We start from the raw sequence: 24,911 nt of genomic DNA on the forward strand, positions 1-24,911 counted from the left end.
AGTCGTCAGCCGGGGCGGGGGACCTGATCCGCGAGGGCGCTCGGCGCCTGGATGCAGTACGAGTCGGTCAGCAGCTCGGCCACTTCCTCCCAGTCGGTGTGGTCATCGACGAGGAGGCCCACGACGTTGCCTCCCCAACTCGCCCTGAAGTAGGGAGCGCCCATGTGTTCGAAGGCCACCACCTCATCGGGCTCGGCCCGGAAGGTGATGCGGAACAGCTGGTCCTCGCCGCCGAAGATGTGCGCGATGGTGGCAGCCCGAACCTTCCACGCCATCCCGATCCAGGCGTCGTGCTCCTGGACCTCGGGGAAGGCGCTGAGGATCTCGGAGATCCGCTCGATCCACTCGACCGGGACCAGGGGTCGCTCGACTGACGCCATGCGCCGACTCTAGATCGAGCCCCCGACAGGCCTTGACGTCCGGCTCAACGGCTCAGGACGTGTGGGTGCGTTCTTCGTCGAGCATGGTGGCGAGGGCGTCGTCGAACTGCGCCTCTCGTTGGGCTTCGAGGCGTTCGCGGTCCTGCTCTTCGGCGGTCCACTCCTCGATCCAGGCTTCGATGACGTGGTCGGGTGGTTCGTTGGCCCAGGGGTCGGGGGGTCCGGTGTCGAGGCGGGTGCGTTCCGCCGCGCCCTGATCAGCCGTCGCCTGCTTCTTCGCGCGCTCCCGCCGGATCTTGTTCAGGCGGGCGGGGAGTTCCCGGTCGTACGAGCCCGGGCTGAGGTCCCACGTCACGGATCGGCCGTGTTCATCGGGTGCGTGCACGGTCGCGATGAACCGCTTGTCGTGGACGTGGGTGTGGTGGCGTTGACAGAGCAGGGCCGCGTTGGCCAGGTCCGAATCGCCACCATCGACCCAATGAACCAGGTGGTGCGCCTTGGCCCACCCGGCCGGAACATCACAGCCGGGATAGGTGCAGTGCTTGTCCCTGTGCCACAGGGCGCGGCGCTGAGCCTTGGTGAACAACCTGACCGCGCGCCCCACGTCCAAGATTTCCCCGTTCGAGCCGAACACGACCGGGATGATGTCGGCGTCGCACGCGAGCTGGCGCACGATCGCCGGGGACAGCATCGTGGCCTGAGCCCGCGACACCATCACCCGCCCACACCCCGAACCCTCCGTTTCACGGTCGAGGTCAGGCGCAGTGTCAGTGTCTTCGTGGTCGGGGAAGTGGGCCAGGAGGTCATCGAAGTCAATGTTGACGTGCACCGTCGTCGACGCACCACCCGGTGAATCCTGCGCCGCGGCGTCTTCCCCCGCGACCCGACCACACACCGCAGCCAACGCCTCCGCCCGACGTTGTCCTGCCGGGCGGTGGTCCCGCTCCCCCGTGACCTCGTTGGGGGCGGGCTGGGACAACGGGCCGATCGCGGCCTCCAACATCGCCGCCTGCTCCGGAGTCAAAGCCAACTCGTACGCCGTGACATCCCCATCCTGGATACGAGGACTGGACAGGTACGCCCCGGACCGCAACCGGTCCTGCACGTCATCGAACTCCCCTTCACGCCCGAACCGGGCAATCAGCTCATGACGCAGCTTCGGCACTTCGCCCGCACCCCAGGCCACCCCGAAATCGCACATCGCCTTCGCGACCGTGGGCACCGCCTCCGGCTCCAACATGTCTTCCAACCGGGCAGCCTCCCGCAACACCTTGAGCGCCAGCTTCGCCCCCACCTCACCGGTGAGCACCCGCGCCCACACAATCCCTTCAGGCTTCTCCGGGTCCGCGTACGCCCCCACCCCAGGACCCGCCGTCGACCACAACCCACCCGGCACCGAACACGCCACATCCTGCGCCAACTGCGCAACCTGACCCGCACCATCCTGCTGCAACGACGGTGCATGCTCACGCACCCACGCATGCACCGACCCCACCCCGCGACGAGCGGACGTGAACTCACCCCGATGCGCCGCCTCCGCCGTCACCCTGATCTGACCCGCAGCCGCACGTGCTTTCACGTCATCCATCAACGCCATGAACTCCGCCAGCTCCGGGCCGCTCAGCCGGGTCAACACATCCCCCAACGGACCCGCCCCCGAGCCGTCGGAATCCAACGCGTCACGGGCACCCTCCAACGCTGCGCGCAGTCGCGCAATGTCGGTTGCGGGTGCCTCGTCCATGCCCCCAATTGTCCTAGAACTCACGTTCGACTGTCAAGCATTTTCGACTACGCTCTGGGCTGAATTCCGAACTGGCACAACCGAATTCGCGACTTGGGCAGCACGAACGGACCGGCCGTCAACCCCGAGGCTTCGACGCTACAACTGGGCACCGACAGACCTGTCGAAGAGCGGTGACCCCCAACGCAGGTATGCCGCCCGCTCACGTGAGCGGACGGCATACCTGCTGCGTTTGTCAGGTGACAAACGGTGTTACTGGACCACTCCCAAAGCGTTGACGATGCCGTCGCCGTAGAAGGAGTTAAAGTCCGTGGTGCCGGTGCACGTCGCCGTGAAGGACGCGTCGCGACCCTCCGGGACGTAGGACCGGACGCCACCAGCCGGGCAGGCGTGGTCGGTGGCAGTGCCCATGAGCAGGTCACGCACCGAGTCCGACGCGAGACCGAACCCGGCCTTGCCCTGGACCTTGCCGTGAGCGCTCACCGCGAGAGCGGCGACACCCGCAGCGTGCGGTGACGCCATCGAGGTGCCCTGGAGGTACTGGTAGTACCCGCAGACCGTCGCACCACGAACGACACCACAGTCCTTGATGGTGCCGAGAGCGGCGCCGTCCGGAGTGATGTTGCCGGCCTCGTCGACCTGGCCTTCGGCCTGCATGACGTGGAGCGGAGCCGCCGAGAGGATGAGGTTCTCGTTGGTGCGGTAGGTGTCGGTGCCGATGCCGTCGCGGAACCAACCACCGGGTGCAGCCACCTCGAGCTCACCGGACGTGAGGTCGCTCGCCCAGTTGGAGAAGTCGGCCTTCTCGCCCGACGGGCCGAGTGCCGAGACACCGATGACGTGCGGGCCCTCGGTGGGGAGGTCCCAGCAGTTCGCGTTGTCGATGGTCCGCGAGTGCTCCGTGCCGCCCGGGTAGTCCGGGCTGCTGACGTCGTTGCGCGGGGCGCTGATGTTGTCGTGGTCGTTGCCGAGAGCGGCGACGAGCGTGACGTTCTTGGAGTGGGCGTACTCGAGCGCACGGTTCATCGTGTCGATGATGACGTCCTGCTCGGCGGCCTCTTCCGGGCTGTCCTCGGGAGCGCCACCCGCGCAGTTGTAGAGCCACGGGTCGACGTAGAAGGACATGTTGACGACGTCGATGCCGACGTCACCGGCGTAGGTCAGCGCGTTGGCGACCGGGCCGAGGAAGAAGTAGCCGCTGTCCTGGCCACCGCGGATGTTGACGATGCCCACGTCCGGTGCGACACCACTGACACCGATGCCGTTCATGGCACCGGCGATGGTGCCCGCGACGTGCGTGCCGTGACCGTTGTCGTCGACGTCAGCCGGGTCGACGCAGGACGCGACCTCGCACTCGCCGTCGATGTCGGTCATGTCGGTGGTGAAGTTGCGGGAGAGCTTCGCGTCGAAGTTCGGCGCGATGTCCGGGTGGTCACCCTGGACGCCGGTGTCGAGGATGCCGACGCGGACGCGCTTGTCGCCCATCTCGGTCTGGTGCGCTTCGGGGGCGTTGATCATGTCCATGCCCCACAGGAGACTGTCGAGTGGGTCGGACGTGGACGGAGCGCCCTTGGTGCCGGTGCCGCCCTTGGCACTGCCCTTGGCCTTGGTCGCCGCTGCGAGGGCCGCGTGCTCCTTGAGGACGGCGTCCTTCTTGGTGGTCTGTGGGCTGCGGCCGATCGTGCGGTCGTGGGCCGCACCATCGACGCCCTTCATTCCTCGCGCCTTGGTCAGCAGGGAGCTCGAACCCTTGACGGTGATGAGGCCGATGTCGGTGTTCACCGACGTGACCGTTCCTCCTGCCGCGCGCAGCGCATCGGCCACTGCCCTGGCATTCGTCCCGGCGTCAGCCAGGACGACATAGCTTCCGTTGCCCGTGGACGCTGCTGCTGGCGCGCTGGGAACGGCGGTGGCGGTGGCCGAGCCGGCAATGGCAGCAACGAGTGCAGCCGTCCCGGTCAGAGCCAGCATGCGAGATCGTCGCATGTGTTCCTCCTCTGTGTGTGGCACGCCCCATTGCGCACCAAAACTCAACGTAGTGCGGCGACGCCGCGATGAACACCGTTGGGAATGACCAGATCCGGCCTATGCTTCGCGTCATGCCCAAGCGCCGCCGCTCTGAGCCGATGCCCGACGTCTTCGAGACGTTTGCCCATCGGGTCGACGAGGGCGACGAGTCCGCCGCACCGATCGACGCTGCGCAGATGGCCAAGGGCGCAGGCCTCTCGCTCGGCCTGATGATCCTCGCGGCTCTCGGTTTTGTCCTCGGCTTCTGGACGGGCACGCAGAACGAACCCGACCTTGCCTATGACCACCTCGTGTGGGAGGGCATCATCAAGGTCGGGTTCGCTGCATTGTGCGGAGTGCTCGCGGCGGCCCTGGTGCTCGCCCTCGCGACGCTGGCGATTGGTGTGCCGTGGGTCCAGCGCCAGCGGCAAAGCGACCGCCGCCGCTGACCCGCTGACTACTTGAGCTGGCTCGAGCTCATCCCGAGCAGGCGGCGGGCGATGACGAGCAGCTGGATCTGCTGGGTGCCCTCGAAGATGTCAAGGATCTTGGAGTCGCGCGCCCACTTCTCGAGGAGCTCGCGCTCGCTGTAGCCGGTCGCGCCGGCGAGCTCGACACAGGCCAGGGCGACGTTGACGCAGGTGCGTCCCGCCTTCGCCTTGGCCATCGAGGCCTCCATGGAGTTCGGCTTGCCGTTGTCGGCCATCCACGCGGCCCGCAGGGTGAGTGCGTGGGCAGCCTCGTAGTCGGCTTCCATCTGCAGCAGCTTGGCTGCCGCGGCGGACTGCGTGTATGCCGGCTTGTCCCAGTCGACCGTGACGCCCGCCTTCTCGAGCAGCTCGGTCGTGGTGTCGAGGCAGCCGCGGGTCAGGCCGAGGGCCATGGCCGCCACGAGCGGGCGGGTGTTGTCGAAGGTCTGCATGGCGCCACCGAAGCCGCCCTCAATCTTGATCTCCGGGTCCCCGAGGAGGTCGTCGGCGGGGACGCGGCAGTTGTCGAGGTGGAACGCGGCCGTGTCGGACGCGCGGATGCCGAGCTTGTGCTCGAGCCGCACGAGCTTCATGCCCGGGTTGTCGCGGCGCACGACGAACGACTTGATGGCCTGCTTGCCGAGGCTCTTGTCGAGGGTCGCCCACACGACGACGAGCTCGGCGCGCTCACCGGAGGTGACATAGATCTTCTCGCCGTTGAGGACGTACTCGTCGCCGTCCTTGACCGCGGTCGTGCGGATGGCACCGGAGTCCGAACCGGTCTCGGGCTCGGTGATGGCCATGGCAGCCCACTTGCCGGCATACCTCGCCTTCTGCTCGTCGTTGGCGACGGCCGCGATGGCCGCGTTGCCCAGGCCCTGGCGCGGGAGGGACAGGGTGAGGCCGACGTCGCCGCGGCAGGTCTCGAGGATCGAGAGCACCGAGGACAGGTTGGAGCCGTTCTTGACCTTCTTGTCCTCACGGGTGTTGCGGCCGGAGCCGACGGCCGCGACGACACCTTCCTGGTCGTCGTCCTTGGCGCGGGTGGAGCTGGATGCGCCAGCCCCCTGCCCGGCGCCCGACGAACCCATGCCGTCGATGAGGGCGGAGATGAGGTCGAGCTCCTGCGGGTAGGCGTGCTCGGCCAGGTCGTACTTGCGAGAGATGGGGCGGAAGACCTCTTCGGCCATACCGCGCGCCTGCTCGATGAGCGGGCGGAACTTCTTCGGAACCTCAAGATCGATCATGTCTGTGTCCTTGGATTTTCGGTATGCCGGTCAGACGAGCAGGGTGCCCTCGAGGACACCCGCTCCACGGAGGTCGCGGTACCAACGCTCGTTGTCGAACTCCTTGACGAAGCCGTGACCACCGAGCAGCTGCACTGCGTGCGAGCCGATCTGGGCGGCATACGTCGAGGTGAGCGCGCGGGCCTCGCCGATGACCTGGGCTGCATCGGTGTCGGAGTCGAGGCGAGCGGCCGCCTTGAGAGTGACGAGACGGAGACCGTCGAGCTCGACGGCGATGTCGGAGATCATGAAGGCGACGGCCTGGCGCTGGCCGATGGGTTCGCCGAAGGCCTTGCGCTCCTGCGCGTAGGTGATGACCTGGTCCAGGACGGCCTTGGCCGTGCCACAGGCGGCAGCGGCCCAGGCGACACGGGCGCGGCGCACGGCGTCGCGGTGGTCGTCGGCGGAGCCGAGCAGGTTCGTCGCGGGCACGGTGACGTCGGTGAAGATCGCGCGACCGGTGTGGGCAGCGCGCACGCCCATCGCCGGGTCGTCCTCGATCGTGATGCCGTCGGTCGCTGCCTCGACGACGACGAGGCGGGCTTCGCCGTCAACCATCGCCGAGATGATGAAGATCTCGGCCTTGTCGGCGTTGGCCACGATGGCCTTCGTCCCGTTGATGACGAGCGAATCACCCTGTGCGACAGCGGTGGTCGTCAAGGCGAACGGGTCGAAGAGCGGCTGCGGCTCCTGGAACGCCAGGGCTGCGGCGGCCACGGGCTCGTCACCGGTGAAGTGCGGCAGGTAGGTCGCCTGCTGGTCAGCGTCGCCATAGAGGGCGAGGGCAGTGGCGACGGCGGCGGTGGCCATCTGCGAGACGGCGATGCCCATGTCGCCGCGGGCGAGCTGCTCGAGCACGAGGACGCCGGCGACGGCCGAACGCTCCTCGGCGATGCCACCGAGCTCCTCGGGCACACCGACGAGCGCGAGGCCCATCTCCTGCATGGCCTCACGGACCTCGTCGGGCACGGCGCGCTCGGCGTCGGCGCGGGACCCGGCCGGCCGGATCACCTCGTCGGCGAGATCGCTCGCGGCCTGCTGGAGCATCTGCTGGTCCTCGGTCGGCGTGAGGTCGAAGAGACCGCCGCGCCTGGCCGTTGCCGGGCGGGTCGCACTGCCGGACCCCTTGGACTTCTTGAAGGCACGGCCGACGGCGACCTGTGCCTTGAACCCCGAGTGGGCGCTGCGGTTGAGGAGCTTCTCAACGCGGCCGCGAACCTTGGGGTCGGCCATGACGGGGAGACCGCCGGCCTTGGAGATGAGACGCAGGCCGAGGCGCTGGCCCCGGTCGGCGAGGGTGGGTGGCGTCATCGCCATGGTGGGCTTCCCTTCGAGGAAACGTCGTCGGTCACGCACTGAAGCGGCCGAAACTATCCGATACCGCTAGTGCCTGATACCGAGAGTACCGCAAACTTGTCATCCGGTAACCACCTGTGACTCAGGTTGCATCGCCCGCTCCTTCCGCTCCGCGAGCGACCGCGATCTCGGTCCCCAGCTCCCACCCATGGACGAGCGGCAGCGAGTCCCCGCTCCAGAACCGGCCGGGGTCGTACCAGTTCATCGGCGCATCCGGCGTGAGCAGGCCCATCTCCTCATAGGTCAACGCGACGACTTCGGCGCAGTAGGCCATCTCCGGCCGCATCGCCTTGAGCTCGAGGTCGCGTCGTGAGAGGTGGGCGTCACGACCCTTGAGCCACCGCCAGGCGAGCCGCCCCGTCGACGGGAAGGAGACCCCGTCGAGTCGAGCGACGCAGCGCAACGCCGCATCCTCGTGCTCCTCCCCCACCTCGGGGCTGAGCTGGCGCAGCCAGGCCTGCTGCTCGTAGGTCTCCTGCCACCGCGTCACTGCGGAGCGCAGGTCGTGCAGCTGGACGCCGCGGTGGAAGTCGCCGGTCCACATGTCCTGCAACGACCTCCCGAGCTCGGCGTGCCACATGAGCGGTGGCAGGTCCTCGAGCACGACGGCCATCCCGACATGGTTGACCGGCGAGTTCGTCGCGGTCTGGATGGCCCGGTCGGCCACGGACCGTCCCCGGAAGATCCACACGTCGCCGGTGCGAGTCAGGTCGACGGCCTCATCGAGCGAGAGGCCGGCGGACGTCTCGTGCGCGGAAGGCATGACGGCAGCGTATGCCGCCCAGCGGCATACGCTTCCTGCATGCAGTCGAACTGGTGGAAGGTTCTCGGACTGGCCGGCGTCGCGTCAGTCGTCGCGACCGGTGCGGTCATCGCGCGCAACGAGCGGCAGCGCCGGGCCTACTCCCCCGACGAGATCCGCGAGCGCCTCCACGAGAGGCACGCCCGCGCCGAACAGTCCCGTCCCTGATCTCGACCTATTGCGCAATCCGTCGGGAGGAGCGCAGCGGGGGACGGCGGATTGCGCAACAAGTCGAGGTTGGGCGTCAGATCCAGAGGCTGGTGCAGCGGATGTAGCCGCCGCCCTTGGCGAGCTCGTCGACGTGCGGGGTGATGACCGACAGGCCAGCACTCTCGACGTCGGCCCGCAGCTGCGGTGCGCTGTCGCTCATGACGACGGTCGTCCCGGTCGAGACGAGGTTGCACGCGAACGATGCCCGCGCCTCGGCCTCGGAGATCTCGATCTTGTCGACGATGTCGAGGTTGGCGAGCAGTTCGCGGCTCTCGGGCGTGAAGGCCTCGGGGCAGTAGGCGATGAGGCCCTTGCTCGTCGAATCCGGTTCGCGCAGAACCGAAAGCGTGAGGTCGATGTCGTACCAGTAGCTGTCGGGCCACCCGCTCACCACATTGATGACGGGCTGGCCGGCGTCGTCGAGCTGCGGAAGGGTCTGCAACTGGATGCGCTGGAGACCGAAGTGCTGGGCGGCATACTCCAGGGCTTCTTCGTCCGAGCGGTAGCCGGCGCCGCAGAACACGAGGTCACCACAGATCAGGGCATCGCCCTGCCCGCTGAAGCGCCACGGCTGCGGCAGGTCGTCGATCTGGTAGCCGAGCTCGGTGAGCTGGGTGCGGGCCCACGCCTCCTCGGTCTGGCGGGAGGGGGGCAGCGTCGCCATGAGCGCGCGACCGCCACGAACGAGCGCCCAGTTCGCGGTGTAGACGCCGTCCTGGCTCGTCGGGGGCGCGTCGACGGTGACGATCTCGGCGCCGGCGCGGTGCAACGCGTCCTTGATGCCGTTGTGCTCGATCTCGGCCTTCGCCGTGTCGACGGTTGCGCCGTCCTCGTAATAGGGGTTGAGCTTGTGATCGTTGCCGAAGTAGTGCGCCGATGACATGAGCAGCGTCGAGTTGAGCAACGAATCCTCCTGGTTCAAGCGGCCCCAGCCGTTTGGGGCGCAGCCAGTGTGACACTCGGGCCGGGGCGTTGCCGAATGCTTGTCGAGGGGATGGGTGCACGTGGGTCAGGCGGAGGAGTCGAGACGGTCGGGATGCAGCACGAGGTCGCGCAGGATGGCGGCGAGCTGCCCGGCGTGCGAACCGTCGACGATGCGGTGGTCGGCGGTGGCCACGAGCACGACAACCGGGCGCACGACGACCTCGCCGTCCACGACCACCGCCTTGTCCTGGACCGCCCCGATTGCAAGGTAGACCGGCGTGCGGGCGAAGGGCAGCGGGGCGAGGAACGCCTCGTCGAGGCCCAGCGAACCCACGTTGGAGACGAAGGCTGTGCCGAGCGGGAATCCGGGCTGGCCCAGGACCGGCCGCCCCAGACCGCCGGCGACGATGCTGGCGACAGCCAGCGCGGGGCGCACGGCCCAGCTCGGTGCCCACCGCACGATCCCGGAGGTGCGGCGGTAGGCGACGTCCTCGCCGGCGCGAAGCTGGCTGGCACCCGCGCCCAGCGCTCGGGCGACCTCCAGCGGACTCAGCTGGTCGATGTCGCGCACCTTGACCGGAGCCAGGTCCGACCCGCCCTCGATGTCGACCGCAAAGCCGACGTCGCAGGTGTCGAGGTCGAGGCGCCGACCCAGGAGAATCCGGGCTCTGACCTCGGGCACCTGATGGAGCGCTCGCCCGAGTGCCGCCCCGACGACGTGGGTGATCGTCACCCGCTCCCCCGACTCGGATCGCACCCGATCGACGTAGGCGAGAACCGCGCTCGCATCGAGCTCCATGCGGGTGTAGATCCGCCCGTCGCTCGACGGCCGCCAGCTGGCCACCGCGATCTTGTTGCGGGTCGAGGTGCGTCGCCTGCTCATGGTGCCGACCGCGTCTCGGGTCGTTGCGTGACTGCACGAGCCGGTATGCCGGAGAGTGCGATCCGTGCGAGCGCCCGGGGCGCTCCGGTCATCGCCGCGATCGGCGCGGCTCGCCTGGGCAGGCGCAGGTGGGGGCGACCCTGCTCGATGGCGGTCACGATCCCTCGAGCGACGTCGTCGGGGTCGAGGTGGGTGAGCAGCCGCGCCCCCAACACTCTGGCGAAGGCAGCATCGCTGGGTCCATGACGACCGATGCGGTTCATCATCTCGGAGACGACCGGGCCGATCTCGACCGTCAGGGTCCCGACGGGCGTCCCCCGCAGGTCCGCGCGCAGTCCCGAGGTGGCGTGGGTCAGGCCGGCCTTGCTCCCGCCGTAGACGGCCAGCCCGGGGAAGGTCGCCACCCCCGCCAGCGACGAGATGTTGACGAGGTGTCCGCTGCGCCGGGCGAGCATTCCGGGGAGCACCTGTCGACAGAGCTCGAGTGGCGCGGTGAGGTTGAGGTCGATGGCGCGACGCAGATCCTGGGCCGTGAGGTCTGTCAGGAACCCCGTGGCGTCGACACCGGCGTTGTTGACGAGGACGTCGACGGGGCCGTGCCGTGCCTCCACCCGCCCAACGAGGCCGTGCAGCGTCTCCGGGTCGCAGAGATCCGCGGGGAAGGCCTTGCCACCGGTGGCCTGGCCCAGTGCCTGCAGCGGTTCGAGGGTTCGTGCGACCAGGGTGACCCGGGCTCCCTGGCGAACGAACCGGTGGGCCAGGGCCACGCCGATCGTCCCGGTCGCGCCGGTGAGGAGGACGTGCGCGCCCGTGATCCGCATCTGCACAGTGTCACTCACGGCCGACGGGGGCCCCACCGCCACCGAGGTGGGGCCCGACACCGCCAAGGGTCAGGCGACCCGCTTCTGGGGTGCGGTCTCCGCTGTCTTGCCCGGGTCACGCTCGACGACGTCACCGAGGACATCGTCGATCTGCTTCATGACTGCCGGCTCGAGGCGCACACCCGCAGCCTTGACGTTCTCGTGGACCTGCTCCGGACGCGAGGCCCCGACGAGTGCGGCGGCGACGTTGTCGTTCTGGAGCACCCAGGCGACGGCGAGCTGGGCCATGGTCAGGCCCGCCTCGTCAGCGATCGGCTTGAGTCCTTGGACGCGGGTCAGGACGTCGTCGTTCATGAACCGCTTGATCATGTCGGCGCCACCCTTCTCGTCCGTCGCGCGCGAGCCTTCCGGCGGCGCCTGCCCCGGCTGGTACTTGCCGGTGAGCACGCCCTGAGCGATCGGGCTCCACACGATCTGGCTCACGCCGAGCTCCTGGGACGTGGGCACGACCTCGTCCTCGATGACACGCCACAGCATGGAGTACTGCGGCTGGCTCGAGATGAGCTGGAAGCCGAGCTCCTTGCTCAGGGCGACACCCGCGCGAATCTGGTCCGCGGTCCACTCGCTGACGCCGATGTAGAGCGCCTTGCCCTGACGGACGATGTCGGCAAACGCCTGCATCGTCTCCTCGAGCGGCGTCTCGGTGTCGTAGCGGTGCGCCTGGTACAGGTCGACGTAGTCCGTCTGCAGTCGCTGGAGCGACCCGTTGATGGACTCCATGACGTGCTTGCGGGACAGGCCGGTGTCGTTCTTCCCTCCGGGTCCGGTGGGCCAGTAGACCTTGGTGAAGATCTCGAGGCTCTCGCGGCGTTCGCCCTTGAGCGCCTCGCCGAGGACGGTCTCCGCCTTGGTGTTGGCGTAGACGTCGGCGGTGTCGAACGTGCTGATGCCAGCCTCGAGTGCGGCGCGCACGCATTGCGTTGCCATGTCGTTCTCGACCTGGGAGCCGTGGGTGAGCCAGTTGCCGTAGGTGATCTCTGAGATCTTGAGTCCGCTGTTGCCGAGGTATCGGTAGTCCATGCACCCAACCGTATGCCGGGTGACCACCGACACTGTGCGTCAGGTGACATTTTCGCAGGTCAGGTGCCCTCTTTGACCCTTTGGACGGTCCCGCACGCGTAGCGTCGAGGACGGACCCCACCGGGTCCACCCCCTATGCGAAGGAGCACCCATGTCGGACGACGAGAAGGCCGCCAAGGAACTGGTCGAAACCCTGCGTGACGGCGAGAAAGGCTTCACCGCGGCCGCCGACAAGCTGCGCGACGGCGACCACCCCGAGTGGGCGACCCTGATGCAGCGCCTGTCCGAGGAACGCGCCGGGTTCCGCCAGGAGATCGTTGCGCTCGGTCACGACTACGGCGACGACGTCGACGAGAGCGGAACCGCGGCGGCAGCAGTCCACCGCGGTTGGATCGCCCTCAAGGACGCCCTGACCGGCGATGACGCCGGTGGCGTCCTCGGTGCCGCCGCAACCGGTGAGGACCACGCGGTCTCCGAGTACGAGAAGGCTCTGGAGCAGGACCTCAGCGCTGGCTTCCGTGAGGTCGTCTCGCGCCAGCACCAGGCCGTGGTCGCGGCCCGTGACGAGGTCAAGGCGCTCCAGGCCGCCGACTGACCGCACCCGCCGGCACAACGACCGTGGCCGGTGCCACCCCCCTGTGGGCGGCACCGGCCACGTTCGTTCAACGTGAGGCGGTCAGGACAGCTTGTCCTTGATGTTCTCACCGGTCTTCTTCACGGTGGCCTCGGCCTGGTCGGCCTTGCCCTCCGCAACGAGACGCTCGTTGTTGGTGGCGTCGCCCACGGCCTCCTTGGCCTTGCCGGCGAGGTCCTGAGCGGCGTTCTTCGCCTTGTCTGCGATACCCATGAGGGATCTCCGCCAGTCCGTCCGCGCCAGTCAGCGCGACCCGATCAGCATCCAGTGCCGGGACCAGGTCGAGCGACCAGACGATGGACAGTGCGCCGATCGCGAGCAGGGCGAGGCCCACGAGGGCCGTCACGAAGCGGTCGAAGCGGGTGGTTGCACGAGTCATGACGCACGCCCCAGGGTTGAGACGCGCACGGAGACACGCGGCGTCGGTTCGAGGTTGACGACGGCGTCACGAACCCGGTCACGCACCTCGGCGCGGACGGTCGCAGTGACGGCCGGGGAGCGATCCAGGCGTGGCTGTCGCCTCCCAGGCCAAGGTCACGGCGGGGCCTGCGACCGAACGCTCGCAGCAGGAACCACAGGCCGAGCAGGGCCAGGAGCGCGCCCACGACGATGAGCGGAGTCGACGGCTCGACACCAGTCGACAAGGCCTCAAGGACGTTGGTCGCCCACGGTTCGCCGGCGGCCCACCCGAGAGTGACGACTGCCTCACGGATGGCTGCGACACCCACGGCGATGAGCACGATGCTGATGGCCAGGGCAGGACCTGTCGCGGGGAGGGAGCCGGTGGGACGAGGCACCTCCGGTGTGGCGAGAGTGGTCCCGGCCACGGAGCGCGTGTCCTCGTGCTCCGAGATGGCGACGGTGCTCATGTCATCCTCCTGTCGGTGGGTTCGAGATGGGTCACGGTGACGTCGACGGCCTCGACCGTCATCCCGCTGACACGAGCCACGATCGTCGCCACGTCGTCGCGAACTGCGCGAGCGGTCTCGGCCACTGGCTCGGGCCAGGCGAGCCCGACCGAGACCACCACGCGCAGGCGGTCACCCGAGCGGCGCAGCTCGACGCCGGGCTTGGAGCGACCGGTCAGCCGCTCGACCGAGCCACCCCGACGCACAAGATCGCCAGCGCCCGCCGCCGCCGCACCGCCGTGCCGGTGGAGGACGCGCGCCTGGACCGCGCCGAGACCGGGTGGCGTTCTGACCCCGAACACGTCGCCTCCAACAGCGAGCTGCGCGCCGCACTCGACGCCGCCCTGCGAGGACTGCCCGAACAGCAGCGTCGCGTGTGGGTCCTCATCGAGGTCGAAGGTCTGAGCCAGGCAGAAGTTGCTCAGGTCCTGCACCTGACACCCGATGCCGTTCGCGGACAGCTGTTCCGCGCACGACGTGGACTTGTGGAGAGGATGCGACAGTGGAGGGCATGACCACTCCCCCCGGCCCTGCAGAGCAGGTGCCGGAGCCCGACGTGACGATCGAGGAGGAGACCCTCCTCGCCCGCTCCGCTCGGGCCCTCGCGGCCGAGGACCCGAGGGTTTCATCGACCTCAACGCGCGCATTCGTTCCACGGTCCGTGCGACGACGCGCCGGTCGCGACCGGTCCACGCGGTGTTCCCCAGCGCCGGGAGTGACAGTGCAGACACGCTCGTCGTGCGCGAATGGGTGCTCGTGGGGCAGCTGCGCGAGGTGGTCGTGGGCATTGCGGGCGTCACCCCCACCCAGATCGTCGTGGGGCTGGATGCCAACCAGTGCGTCTCGGCGCGGGTGCACATCACCGCCACGTATGGCGCGGTGCTCGCCGATGCCGCCGGCACGGTGCGCGATGCCGTTGGCGCCACCCTGGTCGACCTCCTCGGGTCGGATGCTCTGCCCGAGGACGGAGTGCCCGTTGACGTCGTGATCGACGACATCACTCCCTGACGGCCCGGCGATCCTCAGGTCGACTCGGCTGCATCGCAGCACGCATCGTCAGAGGGTGGACGTGACTTTGGACAGTCCTCGCGGCCGGTCGGGGTCGAGGCCGCGTGAAAGGGCCAGGCCCAGGGCGAGGCGTTGCAGTGGAACGATCTGGACGATGGGGGTGAGCTCCTCGACAACCGGGGGCACCGGGATGCGCAGGGCCGACTGCGCACCCAACAGGGCGTCTCCCACCACGCAGGCCTCCGCGCCGTGACGGTCGAGGACGTCCAGCACCGGCCGGAGCAGCCGACCGCCGACGCCACCCGGCGACACGACGATGACCGGGGTCATGCCGTCGACATGGGCAACCGGGCCATGGAGCAGGTCGGCGCCCGAGAAGGCCGTGGCCGCAACATGGCACGTCTCCATGAGCTTGAGCGCGGCCTCGCGAGCGGTGGGGTACGAGAAGCCGCGACCCGTCGTGACGATTCGGGCGGCGTAGCGGTAGCGGTTGACGATGTGGCTGACGTCCACGACCGCGGCGCTGGCAACGGCTTCCGGCAGCCCCGCGGCGAGCCGCCCGTCGCGCCCCACCCAGGAGTCGACGAGGAGCCACAGGGCCAGGAGTTCGGCCGTGTAGGTCTTCGTCGCCGCGACCGACCGCTCCACACCGGCGGCGATGTCGAGGTGCAGCTGGGCAACGCCCGCCAGGTCCGAGGCCGGGGCATTGGTCACAGCGAGCGTCAGCGCGCCCGCCTCTCCGGCAGCTGCTGTTGCCGCGACGAGGTCCGGCGAACCACCCGACTGGCTGATCGCCACCCACAGCACGCCGCGCAGGTCAGACCGCGCGCCATACCCGGTCACGGTCGACATCGATGCCAGACCGCAGGACAGTCCGAGGACCGTCTCGACGAGGTACTTCGCATACAGGGCCGCGTGGTCGCTGCTCCCGCGGGCGGCGAGGAGCACATAGCGGATGTCGTGCTGCCTCACCTCGGCCGTGATCGCGTCAACAGCGCGCCGGGCGCCGAGCAGGGACTCGACGATGCTGGCCTGCTCGCTGATCTCGGTGCGCATGAGGGACCCCGGCGCGGTCGGTTCGAGGGCGGGCGTGGAGTGCGTCGTGATGGTCATGCTGCTCCTGAGGTTGATGCTGCATCGGTCGCGTCTCGGTGGGTCCGGGCTCGGGCCAGGCCCTCGCCGGCGAGTTCGAGCCATCGGGCCGGGTCATCGAGGGCGGCGTCCAGTCCGCCGGCGAGGGCGACGAGCTGTTCGCACCGTTCGAGCTGGTCCGCGGTGGCGCGGTCGGCTGTGCCGACACAGGCCTGGACGGGTATGCCGTGTGCTCGCCCTTGGCGCACCACGTTGCCGACGACCTTGCCCCGCAGTGACTGCTCGTCGAGCCGACCCTCGCCAGTGATGACGAGCCCAGCCCCTTCGAGGACCTCGTCAAGGCCGGCGAGGCGAGCCAGCTCGGGCGCGCCCGCGACCAACGTCCCTCCCCAGAGAGCGGCGAGTCCGTAGGCCGTGCCACCGGCAGCGCCCACACCCGGGGTCAAGGCGCTCACAGCGGGAGTCCGCCGGTCTGCGGAAGGTGCGACACGGCATACGCGATCGATGGCCGCCATTGCGGCCTCGAGGTGCGCGATGTCAGCCGGCCCGGCACCCTTCTGCGGACCGAACTGTTGCGCCGCGCCGAGCGGTCCGAGCAGGGGTGCCTCGACGTCGACGAGCAGCCGCACACCGCCGACCGGCGCCCCCACGAGTTCGGACGGGTCGACGCGAACGCATCGACTCAGGTCGCCGCCGCCCGTGAGTTCGCAGCCGTCGGAGTCGAGCCAGCGCGCTCCGAGGGCGGCCAGTGCTCCGGCGCCGCCGTCGGTCGAGGCGGAGCCGCCCAGGGCCACGACGATCCGGTGGGTCGACGGATGTGCGACAACCGCTCGAAGGACCTCACCGAGCCCATACGTGTGCGCCGACAACGGGTCGAGGCGCCGCATGAGTGGGAGCCCACTGGCGCGGGCGAGCTCGACGACGGCAGTTCCGTCGGCCAGGGTCAGCCAGCCGGACTCCACGGGCCGGTCGTCGGGACCTCTCACGGTGAGGTGGTGCTCGACCGCGTCGGGGTGGAGGAGGCGCAGCACGTCCGTCGTGCCCTCACCGCCGTCGGCCAACGGAATGGTGATGACCTCGTCATGAGGCCGAGCGCGCCTCCAACCGGATGCGATCGCATCCGCTGCCCGCACGGCGTCCAGCGAACCCTTGAAGGAGTCGGGTGCGATGACGACGCGCATCGGCTAGCCCGTCACCACGTGCTGCAGGTATCGCTCAGACATCGTTGTGACGACTTCGCTGGGGTCGGCGGCCCACACGTCGGCGTTGAAGATCTCGACCTCGATGTCGCCGTCGTAGCCGGCCGCCTCGACGAGACCGGTGAGCCGCCGGAAGTCGATGTGCCTGTCGCCCATCATCCCGCGGGAGAGCAGGGTGTCGGCAGGCAGCGGGGTGATCCAGTCGCAGACCTGGTAGCTCGCGATGCGCCCGGCCGCACGTTCGATCTGCGCATCGACCTGCGGGTCCCACCACACGTGGAAGGTGTCGACGACGACGCCAACATCCTGTGGGTCAAAGGCTTCTGCGAGGTCGAGGGCCTCACCCAACGTTGCCAGGACTCCACGGTCGGCAGTGAAGATCGGGTGCATCGGCTCGAGGGCCAGCCGGACGCCGTGGTCATGCGCGATCGGGACGAGCTCGGCCAGCCGATCGCGCACTCGGCCCCGGGCGCCAGGCAGGTCGCGCGACCCCTCGGGCAACCCTCCGACGACGAGGACCAGGCACTGGGCCCCGATGCCCGCGGCCTCGAGGATGGCTTCGGTGTTGTCGGCAATCGCGTGGCGCCCGGCCCCGTCACCCTCGGCCGTGAGGAACCCGCCGCGACAGAGGGAGGACACGCGCAGCCCGGCGTCGGCCAGCGCCTTGGCGGCGGCGTCAACACCCATGTCCTGCAGCGGTTCTCGCCACACCCCGATGGAGGACAGCCCGGCCGCGACGCACCCTTCGATGGCCTCACGCAGGGTCCAGGAGTTCGTCGTCTTCTGGTTGAGCGACAGGCGCTCGAGTCCGCTCATGAGGTGACGCCTGCGGTCTCGAGCAGGAGGCGCATGCGGTGTGCGGCCAGGTCGGGGTCGGGCAGCAGGTTCGCCGCATCCACGAGCCGGAACACCTCGGCCAGGTGGGTGATGCTGCGCGCGCTCTGCAGCCCGCCGACCATCGTGAAGCCGGGCTGGAAGCCGGACAGCCACGCGATGAAGGCCACCCCGGTCTTGTAGTAGTACGTCGGTGCCGCGAAGACCTGTCGCGCCAGCGGGAGCGTGGGAGCAAACGCCGTCTCGTATGCCGTGTGGTCACCTCGGTCGAGCGCGTGCAGTGCCTCGCTGGCCGCGGGTGCGATGGCGGCGAAGATGCCGAGGAGGGCATCGCTGTGGTGCTGTCCGTCGCCGCGGATGAGCTCGGGGTAGTTGAAGTCGTCGCCGGTGTAGAGGCGCACGCCTTCGGGCAGCCGGGCGCGCAAGGCCTTCTCGTGGTCGGCGTCGAGCAAGGACACCTTGACCCCGTCGACCCGGTCCGCGTGGGCCGTGACGAGGTCGACGAAGGCGTCGGTGGCAGAGGCGACGTCATCACTGCCCCAGTAGCCGGCGAGTGCCGGGTCGAACGCCGTGCCGAGCCAGTGCAGGATCACCGGACTCGACACCTGGCTGAGCACCGAGTCGTAGACGAACCAGTAGTCGTCGGTCCCGCGGGCGGCTGCCGCGAGGTGGCGCGATGCCATGACGATGGGCTGCGCACCGGCGTCCTCGACGAAAGCCACCTGCTCGACATAGGCCCGACGGACCGTCTCGAGGTCGGTCGGCCCAACGGGCAGCTGGTCGGTGCCGGCGCCGGCAGCGATGCGGGCACCCGCAGCTTCCGCTTCCTTGGCCGATCGCCGGATGAGCTCCTCGGCGGTGGGCCAGTCCAGCCCCATGCCTCGCTGGGCCGTGTCCATGGCCTCGGCCAGACCGAACCCATAGGAGTAGAGGTGCCGCCGGAAACCCAGCGTCGACTCCCAGTCGATGGTCGGTGGCTGACCGGGGGTGTTGTCGCCCAACGGATCCACGACGACGTGGGCGGCAGCGAAGGCCACCCGGTTGGTCGCGGCACCGCGGGGCGCAGGCAGCCCCCCGGTCGACGTGACCACGTGGTCGGCCTGCCCACCATCCTCGGTGGGCAGTCGGAGCGAGGTCACGACCGGTCCAGAACGGGCACATCGACCTGGAGGGGAGCGAGCTCGACACGTCGCCCGGTGGCCGACGACTCCAGCCCGGCCTCAGCGAGCCGCACGCCACGTGCTCCCGCCAGGAAGTCGTAGGGGTGTGAGCCGTCGCCGACCACGTGGCGCAGGAACTGCTCCCACTGGGCCTTGAACCCGTTGTCGAACTCGGCGTTGTCCGGCACCTCCTGCCACTGGTCGCGGTAGGACTGGGTCTCGGCGAGGTCCGGGTTCCACACGGGCTTCGGTGTGGCAGTGCGGTGTTGGGCGACGCACTTGTGGAGCCCGGCCACTGCGCTGCCCTCGGTCCCGTCGACGTGGAACTCGACGAGCTCGTCACGGTGCACGCGCGTCGCCCAGGACGAGTTGATCTGCGCGATGACTCCGCCGGTGAGCTCGAAGATCCCGTATGCCGCGTCGTCCGCCGTTGCCTCGTAGGGCTTGCCCTGCTCGTCCCACCTGGTCGGGATGTGCGTGGTGGTCTTGGCGATGACCGACTCGACCTCGCCGAAGAGGTTCTCCAGCACGTAGTTCCAGTGGCAGAACATGTCGGTCGTCATGCCGCCACCGTCCTCGGAGCGGTAGTTCCAGCTCGGCCGTTGCGCTGCCTGCTGGTCACCCTCGAAGACCCAGTAGCCGAACTCGCCCCGCACCGAGAGGATGCGACCGAAGAAGCCGCTGTCGATGAGTCGCTTGAGCTTGAGCAGCCCGGGGAGATAGAGCTTGTCGTGCACGACGCCGTCCTTGATACCCGCTTCGCGTGCCGCCCTGGCCAGGCGCAGCGATCCCTCGAGCGACTCCGAGATCGGCTTCTCCGTGTAGACGGCCTTGCCCGCGGCGATGGCCTGCAGGATCGACTCCTCGCGCACCGTCGTCAGCTGCGCGTCGAAGTAGATCTCGTCGTCACCGGACAGGGCTTCGGTGAGGTCGGTCGTCCAGCGCGGGACGTTGTGGCGGTCGGCGATCTCCTTGACCCGCTCGGCGCTGCGACCCACGAGGATCGGATCGACCTGCAGGCGGGTGCCGTCCGACAGCTCGACGCCGCCCTGGTCCCGGATGGCGAGGATCGACCGGACGAGGTGCTGGCGATAGCCCATGCGCCCGGTGATGCCGTTCATGACGATGCCGATGGTGCGAGTGCTCATGGTGTCGTTCTCCTACGGGCGAAGGGTCAGTGATCGTCGACAGCGACGAGGTTGTTGCCGCGCATCGTGTAGAGGACGCCGTCCTCGTCGCGGTTCACGTGGCAGCCGCTGTACCAAGCGCCATTGAGCGCGGGGACGACGACGGACATCGCAAAGGTCTTGTGGTCAAAGCGCAGGAGCGCAGTGTCCGTGGCCGCGTAGATCCGCCCGCGGTTGAGCACCATGGCCGACCACTGCGGGCACACAGCTCGCAGGTTGGCCGTGTGGATGACCTTGCGGGTCTCGAGATCGACGACGAAGAAGCCGCCCTTGAGCGCCATCCCGTAGAGGTGGTGACCACGAACCGCGAGCGAGCCGATGCCGTAGACCTGCCCCGTGTCGAGGCGCCACAGTTCTTCGCCCGTGAGCGGGTTGAGCGCGACGACGGTGCCGCGCGCGCCCGTCTTCTGGGCGTTGTCACCACCGACGTAGGCGATCCCGTCGCGCGTCGCGACGGCCCGCAACAGCTGCACGTCGTCGATCGGGTTGGCGAACTGGCCCTTCGCCCCGGTCACCGGGTCGTACGTCCACAGCGCGCCACCACCCTCGGTGTCGCGCTGGACCGCGACGAGCAGGAGCCCGTTGACTGCGTCCCAGCAGGTGTCGAGCGGCCGATTCTGGTCGCTGGGGTAGTCCGCCACCTGGTGCGGCGCCTGACCATCGGTCGGGTCGTAGCTCCAGATTCCCTGGGAGTTGTACTGCCCGGTGTAGAGGACACCATCGAGCACTTCGGCGTCCTTGGCCTCGCCCGGGGCTCGGAGCAGAGTCGTCTCGCGAGATGCACCCAGCGCGTGACGGGCGATCGTGCCGTTGCCGCCGACGTAGGCGAAGCCGCCGCCTGCAGCGATGCCCATGACGGCCTGAGGATCTGCCGGGGCTCCGGCCTCGCCGAGATCGGTGACGACGCAGGCTCCCGACTGGGGATCGATTTCGGCGACGAAGCCGTAGCCGGAGACGGCGATGACCGCACCATCCCGGACGGCAACACCCCAGACCTCGCCGAGGGGAGGCCCGTCGATGGGGATGGTTGACACGGCCAGCGTCGACAGCGAGAACACCTCGAGCGAGGTCTCGGTGGCGTAGTAGAGGGAGTCGCCGTCGACGGCATACATCTTCGTCACCTTCCCGCTGAGTTGCGTGATGCGGTACGAGGACGTGTCGTCGAGGTCGAGGATCGCCATCTTGGCGGGCTCGGTCCCGCCGGCTGATCCAGCCACGAGCACGTCGCCGACGACGCTCAGCTCGCGCATGCTGGGGTCGACGAGCATCTCGGTCGGAGTGATGTTCGTGAAGCCACCTGCACCACGGTCGAAGGCGAACAGGGACGCGCGGCTGGCCGTCCCTCCGCCACCGAGCGTGCTCCCGGCACCGAAGAACACCGTCGACTCGGTGGCCGCCACGGCCCGGGCAAGCGTCGAGGAAGCGTCAGGAGTTCCGAGGTTGGTGACGGCGCCCGTCGCGGGGTCGAACTGCCAGAGGGCGGGCGCCGGGGAACCGACAGGTCCACCGCCGACGGCGAACACGACACCATCGGGTGCCACCGCCATGTCACGGACGTCCCGGTCCCCCATGCGACCGATGCCGACGGCAGGAGCGTCAAGGTCAGAGAGGTCCCAGCGATACAGGTTGTCCTGCGGTCCACCGGAGTTCTGCAGGACGCCGGCATACAGGTAGCGCCCCGTCGGGTCCGCTGCCATGGCCTGGATCGAGTATCCCGTGGCCAGATCGGTGCGGGCGATGACCTTGCGGGTCGGCAGGTGGAACGCGATGATCCTCGCCGGCAGGATGTTGCGTGAGCCGATGTAGACGATGTCCCCGACGAGCACGGAGCTCATGAGGGAGAACTGCACGAGCGCGGGTCCGAGATCGGTCACCGTCGCTTCGCGCGTCCCGTTGGTCGCGTTGCTGACGGGCGCGGCGTATGCCGGTGAGCCCAGTGCCGCGTGCAGGGCAAGGGTGAGTCCGGTTGCGCCTCCTGCGTGGAGCAGGGTGCGCCGGGTGGGGTGTGCGTTCGTCATTGAACTACTCCTTGGTCGTGGACATCGGTGGGTGGCAGGGGTTTCGGGTAGGGGTGTCAGGCAGAGGTTCCGAGCTGGTCCCGGTCGACGGGGGTGGCGAAGGGTTCTCCTGCAGTCCACCGCTGGAGCTCGTCGACCGTGTGGTCGACGAGACGAGTCAGCTCGTCACCCATTGACCCGGCGACGTGCGGTGTGAGCAGGACGTTCGGGAGGTCGTAGAGCGGCGAGTCCGGGTCGAGGACGTCGTCGTCGGTGACGTCGAGGACGGCGTGCAGCCGACCCGAGACGAGCTCTTCGGTCAGGGCGGCTTCGTCGACGAGGGCCCCGCGTGCGGTGTTGATGAGCACGGCGCCCTTGCGCATCGATGCGAGCCGTTGCCGGTCGATGAGCCGCGCCGTCTCGGGGAGGCTCGGGGCGTGCAGCGAGACCGTGTCGGAGCTGCTCATGAGCTCGTCGAGCTCGACGAGTCTGACTCCGAGGCGTGTCGCCTCGGCGTCGTCGACGTACGGGTCGGCCAACAGCACCTCCACGTCGAAGGGACGCAGCAGCTCGACGACGCGGCGCCCGATGCGCGAAGCGCCCACGATGCCGACGACGCGCCGATAGTTGCCCATGGACGGGTAGGCCGCGGCCCAGGACTGCCGGCTTCGGCTGACGCGATAGTGGTGACTGACCTCGATGATCCGCTTCTGCGAGAACAGGATTGCGGCCAGCGTGAACTCCGCGACGGGGATGGCGTTCTCCTCGACGGCCGACGACACGGTGATGCCCCGGTCCCAGCACTCCTGGGTGACGTGGTGCTTGACCGATCCGCCGGTGTGGATGATGGCGCGCAGTCGAGGCGCGCGACTCAGGACCTCTTCGTCGATGGGCGGGCAGCCCCAGCCGGTGATGAGGACCTCGACGTCGGCGAGGTCCGCCACCGATCCGAAGTCCTGGACCGCGGTGGACGGGTCGACGTCCGCCGTGGCCGTGAGTCGTTCGGCGAGCTCGGGGGTGAGGAACTCGCGCCAGACCGTCGGTGACATGGCGATGAGGGCACGGGGACGATTCACGCTGGGGCGGCTCAATCGACTGCCCCCGCAGTCATCCCGGAGCGCCAGAACCGCTGCAGCGAGAGGAAGAGGAGGACGAGGGGCACGATCGAGACGAGCGAGCCGGTGATTGCGAGCAGGTAGTCCTCGGGGTGGCCCTGGCTCAGCGCCGTGGTGTTCCAGACGTAGAGCCCGAGGTTGACCGGGTAGAGCTTGGGGTCGGAGAGCATCACGAGCGGGAGGAAGAAGCTGTTCCAGATCGCGGTGAACTGGAAGAGCACGATCGTGACGAACCCCGGGCGCAGCATCGGGAACGACACCGACCAGAAGGTCCGCAGCTCCCCGGCCCCGTCCACCCGACTCGCGTCGAGGACGGCGTCCGGCACCGACGAGGCACTGAAGATGCGTGCCAGGTAGACGCCGAAGGGGAAGACGAGGCCCGGGAGGAAGACACCGAGGAAGGTGTTGGTGAGCCCGACCTTCGACGCGAGGAGGAACGTCGGCAGGGCCAGGGCGGTGCTCGGGATCATCACCCCGAGGAGGACGAGCCCGAACAGCTTCTCCTTGCCGCGGAAGTGGTACTTGTCGAAGGCGTAGCCGGCCATCATGCAGACGAGAGCGGCAACGACAGCCCCGACACCGGCATACACGATGGTGTTGAGCATCCAGCGGAGGTAGATCCCGTCCTCCGCCTGCACGAGGTAGCTGAGGTTGGCACCGAGGTTGAACTCGCGGCCGGGCGCAAAACCGTTGGTGCCGAACAGATCCGCGAGGTTCTTGGTCGAGGCCATGACGAGCCACACGGCTGGCAGCAGGGCATACGCGACAGCCACAAAGAGCACCGTGTTGGCGACCGTGCCGGACAGCCAGGCCGGGCGAGGCCGACCGGCCTTGCGCCGATCAGGACTCCTGTATGCCGGCTGCACCCGTTCCGCGTGAACGGCCGGTCGGTCCTCGGTGACGACCGCAGCTGGGCTGGGGCTCATGCCTGCCCCCTGTTGCCGATGCGCATGAGGGCGAACGACAGGCCGCCCGCGACGAGCGCGATGAGGATGGAGGAGGCGGCGGCGAGGCCGTAGTCGTTGCGGTCGAAGGCGACGCTCTGGAGGAACATGTTGGGAGTCCAGGTGCTGGTGATGGAGGCGGAGGCCTGGTCGAGGATCTTGGGCTCGGTGAAGAGCTGGATTCCTCCGATGGCGGTGAACAGTGCCGCCATGACGACTGCTGGACGGATGAGCGGCACCTTGATGCGCAGGGCCACCTGCCACGGCTTGGCGCCGTCGACGACTGCTGCGTCGAGGACCTCGCTCGGCACCGACTTGAGGGCCGCGTAGAAGATGACGATGTTGTAGCCGAGCCACTGCCAGATCGCGACGTTCACGACCGAGCCGAGCGGGTGGTTGGTGGCCGGTCCGCCACCCTCGGCGCCACCGAGCCAGCCGATGACGGGGCTGAGGCCGGGGGTGTAGAGGTAGAGCCAGATGAGGGCGGCGATGAGACCCGGGACCGCGTGGGGAAGGAAGAGGGCCAGTTGGGCCACCTGCCTCCCCCACGCCAGTCCGGAGTCGAGGATGAGTGCGAGAACCAGTGAGGCGCTGATGAGGAGCGGCACGTAGATCGCGATGTAGGCCGCGATCGTGGCGAAACCGCTGCGGAATGCCGGGTCGCCGAGGGCGGAGGCGTAGTTGCCCAGGCCGACGAAGACCCTTTCGACGCCACCGAACCCCAGGCCCGACGTCCGCTCGCTGAAGAGGCTGAGCCAGATCGAGTAGGCCAGCGGCGCCAGGATGACGAGGACGAACAGGACGAGGAAGGGCGCCAGGAAGGCTCCGGCAGCTCGTCGCTGTCGCTGGGCCAGGGGGACGGTGGTCATGTCA

At 68.8% G+C, this 24,911-nt stretch carries 26 protein-coding genes; 5 read left to right on the top strand and 21 right to left on the bottom strand.

Annotation, left to right across the window (positions count from 1 at the left end; translation table 11 throughout):
* Nucleotides 1-5 precede the first annotated feature (5 nt).
* The 3 genes from JNB_RS10700 to JNB_RS10710 form a co-directional block, all read right to left on the bottom strand.
* A complete protein-coding gene (locus JNB_RS10700) occupies nt 6-380 on the bottom strand; it encodes an MmcQ/YjbR family DNA-binding protein (RefSeq protein ID WP_009776478.1) in 375 nt (124 codons plus the stop codon).
* A 52-nt stretch (nt 381-432) separates the two neighbouring features.
* The gene (locus tag JNB_RS20470; RefSeq protein ID WP_009776479.1) at nt 433-2,121 is read right to left on the bottom strand and encodes an HNH endonuclease signature motif containing protein; all 1,689 of its coding nucleotides are present in this window, start codon (nt 2,119-2,121) and stop codon (nt 433-435) included.
* Between the two features lie 252 nt (nt 2,122-2,373).
* Nucleotides 2,374-4,107 (bottom strand): S8 family serine peptidase, encoded by a 1,734-nt coding sequence (locus JNB_RS10710; RefSeq protein ID WP_148232381.1) that lies wholly within the window; start codon nt 4,105-4,107, stop codon nt 2,374-2,376.
* Between the two features lie 113 nt (nt 4,108-4,220).
* Here JNB_RS10710 and JNB_RS10715 point away from each other — a divergent pair, with 113 nt between their 5' ends.
* Nucleotides 4,221-4,577 carry a hypothetical protein gene (locus JNB_RS10715; protein ID WP_148232382.1) on the top strand — a complete coding sequence of 119 codons (357 nt, stop codon included), beginning with the start codon at nt 4,221-4,223 and terminating at the stop codon, nt 4,575-4,577.
* 8 nt (nt 4,578-4,585) lie between these two features.
* Here the strand turns inward: JNB_RS10715 and JNB_RS10720 are convergent, their stop codons facing one another.
* From JNB_RS10720 to JNB_RS10730, 3 genes are all read right to left on the bottom strand, one after another.
* Nucleotides 4,586-5,845 (bottom strand): acyl-CoA dehydrogenase family protein, encoded by a 1,260-nt coding sequence (locus tag JNB_RS10720; protein WP_009776482.1) that lies wholly within the window; start codon nt 5,843-5,845, stop codon nt 4,586-4,588.
* Nucleotides 5,846-5,875: 30 nt separating this feature from the next.
* On the bottom strand, nt 5,876-7,201 hold the full coding sequence (locus tag JNB_RS10725) for an acyl-CoA dehydrogenase family protein (RefSeq protein ID WP_009776483.1): 1,326 nt from the start codon (nt 7,199-7,201) through the stop codon (nt 5,876-5,878).
* Between the two features lie 121 nt (nt 7,202-7,322).
* A complete protein-coding gene (locus tag JNB_RS10730; RefSeq protein WP_009776484.1) occupies nt 7,323-8,003 on the bottom strand; it encodes a hypothetical protein in 681 nt (226 codons plus the stop codon).
* 39 nt (nt 8,004-8,042) lie between these two features.
* Here JNB_RS10730 and JNB_RS21675 point away from each other — a divergent pair, with 39 nt between their 5' ends.
* The gene (locus JNB_RS21675) at nt 8,043-8,210 is read left to right on the top strand and encodes a hypothetical protein (RefSeq protein WP_009776485.1); all 168 of its coding nucleotides are present in this window, start codon (nt 8,043-8,045) and stop codon (nt 8,208-8,210) included.
* A gap of 76 nt (nt 8,211-8,286) precedes the next feature.
* On the opposite strand, the gene JNB_RS10735 is transcribed toward JNB_RS21675, so the two are convergent.
* The 4 genes from JNB_RS10735 to JNB_RS10750 form a co-directional block, all read right to left on the bottom strand.
* Nucleotides 8,287-9,156, bottom strand: a complete 870-nt coding sequence (locus tag JNB_RS10735) for a dimethylarginine dimethylaminohydrolase family protein (RefSeq protein ID WP_050766605.1) — start codon at nt 9,154-9,156, stop codon at nt 8,287-8,289.
* 105 nt (nt 9,157-9,261) lie between these two features.
* Nucleotides 9,262-10,059, bottom strand: coding sequence for a 2-oxo acid dehydrogenase subunit E2 (locus JNB_RS20475; protein WP_009776487.1), 798 nt, complete (start codon nt 10,057-10,059; stop codon nt 9,262-9,264).
* Nucleotides 10,056-10,880: an SDR family oxidoreductase gene (locus tag JNB_RS20480; protein WP_148232383.1), complete on the bottom strand. Its 825-nt coding sequence runs from the start codon at nt 10,878-10,880 to the stop codon at nt 10,056-10,058. The genes JNB_RS20475 and JNB_RS20480 overlap by 4 nt, the downstream gene beginning before the upstream one ends.
* Nucleotides 10,881-10,949: 69 nt before the next feature.
* On the bottom strand, nt 10,950-11,960 hold the full coding sequence (locus tag JNB_RS10750; protein ID WP_009776489.1) for an aldo/keto reductase family protein: 1,011 nt from the start codon (nt 11,958-11,960) through the stop codon (nt 10,950-10,952).
* Between the two features lie 151 nt (nt 11,961-12,111).
* On the opposite strand from JNB_RS10750, the gene JNB_RS10755 reads away from it, so the two are divergent.
* Nucleotides 12,112-12,555 carry a PA2169 family four-helix-bundle protein gene (locus JNB_RS10755; RefSeq protein WP_009776490.1) on the top strand — a complete coding sequence of 148 codons (444 nt, stop codon included), beginning with the start codon at nt 12,112-12,114 and terminating at the stop codon, nt 12,553-12,555.
* 81 nt (nt 12,556-12,636) lie between these two features.
* Here JNB_RS10755 and JNB_RS10760 read toward each other — a convergent pair whose 3' ends face one another.
* Entirely contained in the window at nt 12,637-12,807 is a 171-nt protein-coding gene (locus JNB_RS10760; RefSeq protein ID WP_009776491.1) for a CsbD family protein, read from the bottom strand.
* Nucleotides 12,808-12,851: 44 nt separating this feature from the next.
* Nucleotides 12,852-13,463: a hypothetical protein gene (locus JNB_RS10765; RefSeq protein WP_009776492.1), complete on the bottom strand. Its 612-nt coding sequence runs from the start codon at nt 13,461-13,463 to the stop codon at nt 12,852-12,854.
* A 26-nt stretch (nt 13,464-13,489) separates the two neighbouring features.
* Between JNB_RS10765 and JNB_RS22290 the strand changes: the two genes are divergently transcribed.
* Together JNB_RS22290 and JNB_RS10775 are read left to right on the top strand one after the other, a co-directional pair.
* A complete protein-coding gene (locus JNB_RS22290) occupies nt 13,490-14,017 on the top strand; it encodes a sigma-70 family RNA polymerase sigma factor (RefSeq protein ID WP_083784467.1) in 528 nt (175 codons plus the stop codon).
* Between the two features lie 181 nt (nt 14,018-14,198).
* On the top strand, nt 14,199-14,510 hold the full coding sequence (locus JNB_RS10775) for a hypothetical protein (protein WP_009776495.1): 312 nt from the start codon (nt 14,199-14,201) through the stop codon (nt 14,508-14,510).
* Between the two features lie 48 nt (nt 14,511-14,558).
* On the opposite strand, the gene JNB_RS10780 is transcribed toward JNB_RS10775, so the two are convergent.
* Genes JNB_RS10780 through JNB_RS10820 form a run of 9 tightly spaced genes read right to left on the bottom strand, consistent with a single transcriptional unit; the run spans nt 14,559 to nt 24,907 of the window.
* On the bottom strand, nt 14,559-15,623 hold the full coding sequence (locus JNB_RS10780; protein WP_009776496.1) for an SIS domain-containing protein: 1,065 nt from the start codon (nt 15,621-15,623) through the stop codon (nt 14,559-14,561).
* The gene (locus tag JNB_RS10785; protein WP_009776497.1) at nt 15,620-16,783 is read right to left on the bottom strand and encodes a glycerate kinase; all 1,164 of its coding nucleotides are present in this window, start codon (nt 16,781-16,783) and stop codon (nt 15,620-15,622) included. The genes JNB_RS10780 and JNB_RS10785 overlap by 4 nt, the downstream gene beginning before the upstream one ends.
* Nucleotides 16,784-16,786: 3 nt before the next feature.
* On the bottom strand, nt 16,787-17,617 hold the full coding sequence (locus JNB_RS10790) for a sugar phosphate isomerase/epimerase (protein ID WP_009776498.1): 831 nt from the start codon (nt 17,615-17,617) through the stop codon (nt 16,787-16,789).
* Nucleotides 17,614-18,774, bottom strand: a complete 1,161-nt coding sequence (locus JNB_RS10795) for a dihydrodipicolinate synthase family protein (RefSeq protein ID WP_009776499.1) — start codon at nt 18,772-18,774, stop codon at nt 17,614-17,616. The genes JNB_RS10790 and JNB_RS10795 overlap by 4 nt, the downstream gene beginning before the upstream one ends.
* Nucleotides 18,771-19,943, bottom strand: coding sequence for a Gfo/Idh/MocA family protein (locus JNB_RS10800; RefSeq protein WP_009776500.1), 1,173 nt, complete (start codon nt 19,941-19,943; stop codon nt 18,771-18,773). Before JNB_RS10800 ends, JNB_RS10795 begins: the two co-directional genes overlap by 4 nt.
* 26 nt (nt 19,944-19,969) lie before the next feature.
* Nucleotides 19,970-22,000 carry a PQQ-binding-like beta-propeller repeat protein gene (locus JNB_RS10805; protein WP_009776501.1) on the bottom strand — a complete coding sequence of 677 codons (2,031 nt, stop codon included), beginning with the start codon at nt 21,998-22,000 and terminating at the stop codon, nt 19,970-19,972.
* Between the two features lie 56 nt (nt 22,001-22,056).
* A complete protein-coding gene (locus tag JNB_RS10810; protein ID WP_009776502.1) occupies nt 22,057-23,055 on the bottom strand; it encodes a hydroxyacid dehydrogenase in 999 nt (332 codons plus the stop codon).
* Between the two features lie 11 nt (nt 23,056-23,066).
* Nucleotides 23,067-24,020 (bottom strand): carbohydrate ABC transporter permease, encoded by a 954-nt coding sequence (locus JNB_RS10815; protein ID WP_009776503.1) that lies wholly within the window; start codon nt 24,018-24,020, stop codon nt 23,067-23,069.
* Nucleotides 24,017-24,907, bottom strand: a complete 891-nt coding sequence (locus JNB_RS10820; RefSeq protein WP_009776504.1) for a carbohydrate ABC transporter permease — start codon at nt 24,905-24,907, stop codon at nt 24,017-24,019. Before JNB_RS10820 ends, JNB_RS10815 begins: the two co-directional genes overlap by 4 nt.
* Nucleotides 24,908-24,911 lie beyond the last annotated feature (4 nt).

Origin of the sequence: Janibacter sp. HTCC2649 (genome assembly GCF_000152705.1) — a bacterium.
Classification (GTDB): Bacteria; Actinomycetota; Actinomycetes; order Actinomycetales; family Dermatophilaceae; genus Knoellia.

Bases quoted from the DNA above. Each gene is read 5' to 3' on its own strand.
- JNB_RS10700 (WP_009776478.1), bottom strand. From the start codon at position 380: ATGGCGTCAGTCGAGCGACCCCTGGTCCCGGTCGAGTGGATCGAGCGG.
- JNB_RS20470 (WP_009776479.1), bottom strand. From the start codon at position 2,121: ATGGACGAGGCACCCGCAACCGACATTGCGCGACTGCGCGCAGCGTTG.
- JNB_RS10710 (WP_148232381.1), bottom strand. From the start codon at position 4,107: ATGCGACGATCTCGCATGCTGGCTCTGACCGGGACGGCTGCACTCGTT.
- JNB_RS10715 (WP_148232382.1), top strand. From the start codon at position 4,221: ATGCCCAAGCGCCGCCGCTCTGAGCCGATGCCCGACGTCTTCGAGACG.
- JNB_RS10720 (WP_009776482.1), bottom strand. From the start codon at position 5,845: ATGATCGATCTTGAGGTTCCGAAGAAGTTCCGCCCGCTCATCGAGCAG.
- JNB_RS10725 (WP_009776483.1), bottom strand. From the start codon at position 7,201: ATGGCGATGACGCCACCCACCCTCGCCGACCGGGGCCAGCGCCTCGGC.
- JNB_RS10730 (WP_009776484.1), bottom strand. From the start codon at position 8,003: ATGCCTTCCGCGCACGAGACGTCCGCCGGCCTCTCGCTCGATGAGGCC.
- JNB_RS21675 (WP_009776485.1), top strand. From the start codon at position 8,043: ATGCAGTCGAACTGGTGGAAGGTTCTCGGACTGGCCGGCGTCGCGTCA.
- JNB_RS20475 (WP_009776487.1), bottom strand. From the start codon at position 10,059: ATGAGCAGGCGACGCACCTCGACCCGCAACAAGATCGCGGTGGCCAGC.
- JNB_RS20480 (WP_148232383.1), bottom strand. From the start codon at position 10,880: ATGCGGATCACGGGCGCGCACGTCCTCCTCACCGGCGCGACCGGGACG.
- JNB_RS10750 (WP_009776489.1), bottom strand. From the start codon at position 11,960: ATGGACTACCGATACCTCGGCAACAGCGGACTCAAGATCTCAGAGATC.
- JNB_RS10755 (WP_009776490.1), top strand. From the start codon at position 12,112: ATGTCGGACGACGAGAAGGCCGCCAAGGAACTGGTCGAAACCCTGCGT.
- JNB_RS10760 (WP_009776491.1), bottom strand. From the start codon at position 12,807: ATGGGTATCGCAGACAAGGCGAAGAACGCCGCTCAGGACCTCGCCGGC.
- JNB_RS10765 (WP_009776492.1), bottom strand. From the start codon at position 13,463: ATGAGCACCGTCGCCATCTCGGAGCACGAGGACACGCGCTCCGTGGCC.
- JNB_RS22290 (WP_083784467.1), top strand. From the start codon at position 13,490: ATGGGTCACGGTGACGTCGACGGCCTCGACCGTCATCCCGCTGACACG.
- JNB_RS10780 (WP_009776496.1), bottom strand. From the start codon at position 15,623: ATGACCATCACGACGCACTCCACGCCCGCCCTCGAACCGACCGCGCCG.
- JNB_RS10785 (WP_009776497.1), bottom strand. From the start codon at position 16,783: ATGCGCGTCGTCATCGCACCCGACTCCTTCAAGGGTTCGCTGGACGCC.
- JNB_RS10790 (WP_009776498.1), bottom strand. From the start codon at position 17,617: ATGAGCGGACTCGAGCGCCTGTCGCTCAACCAGAAGACGACGAACTCC.
- JNB_RS10800 (WP_009776500.1), bottom strand. From the start codon at position 19,943: ATGAGCACTCGCACCATCGGCATCGTCATGAACGGCATCACCGGGCGC.
- JNB_RS10805 (WP_009776501.1), bottom strand. From the start codon at position 22,000: ATGACGAACGCACACCCCACCCGGCGCACCCTGCTCCACGCAGGAGGC.
- JNB_RS10815 (WP_009776503.1), bottom strand. From the start codon at position 24,020: ATGAGCCCCAGCCCAGCTGCGGTCGTCACCGAGGACCGACCGGCCGTT.
- JNB_RS10820 (WP_009776504.1), bottom strand. From the start codon at position 24,907: ATGACCACCGTCCCCCTGGCCCAGCGACAGCGACGAGCTGCCGGAGCC.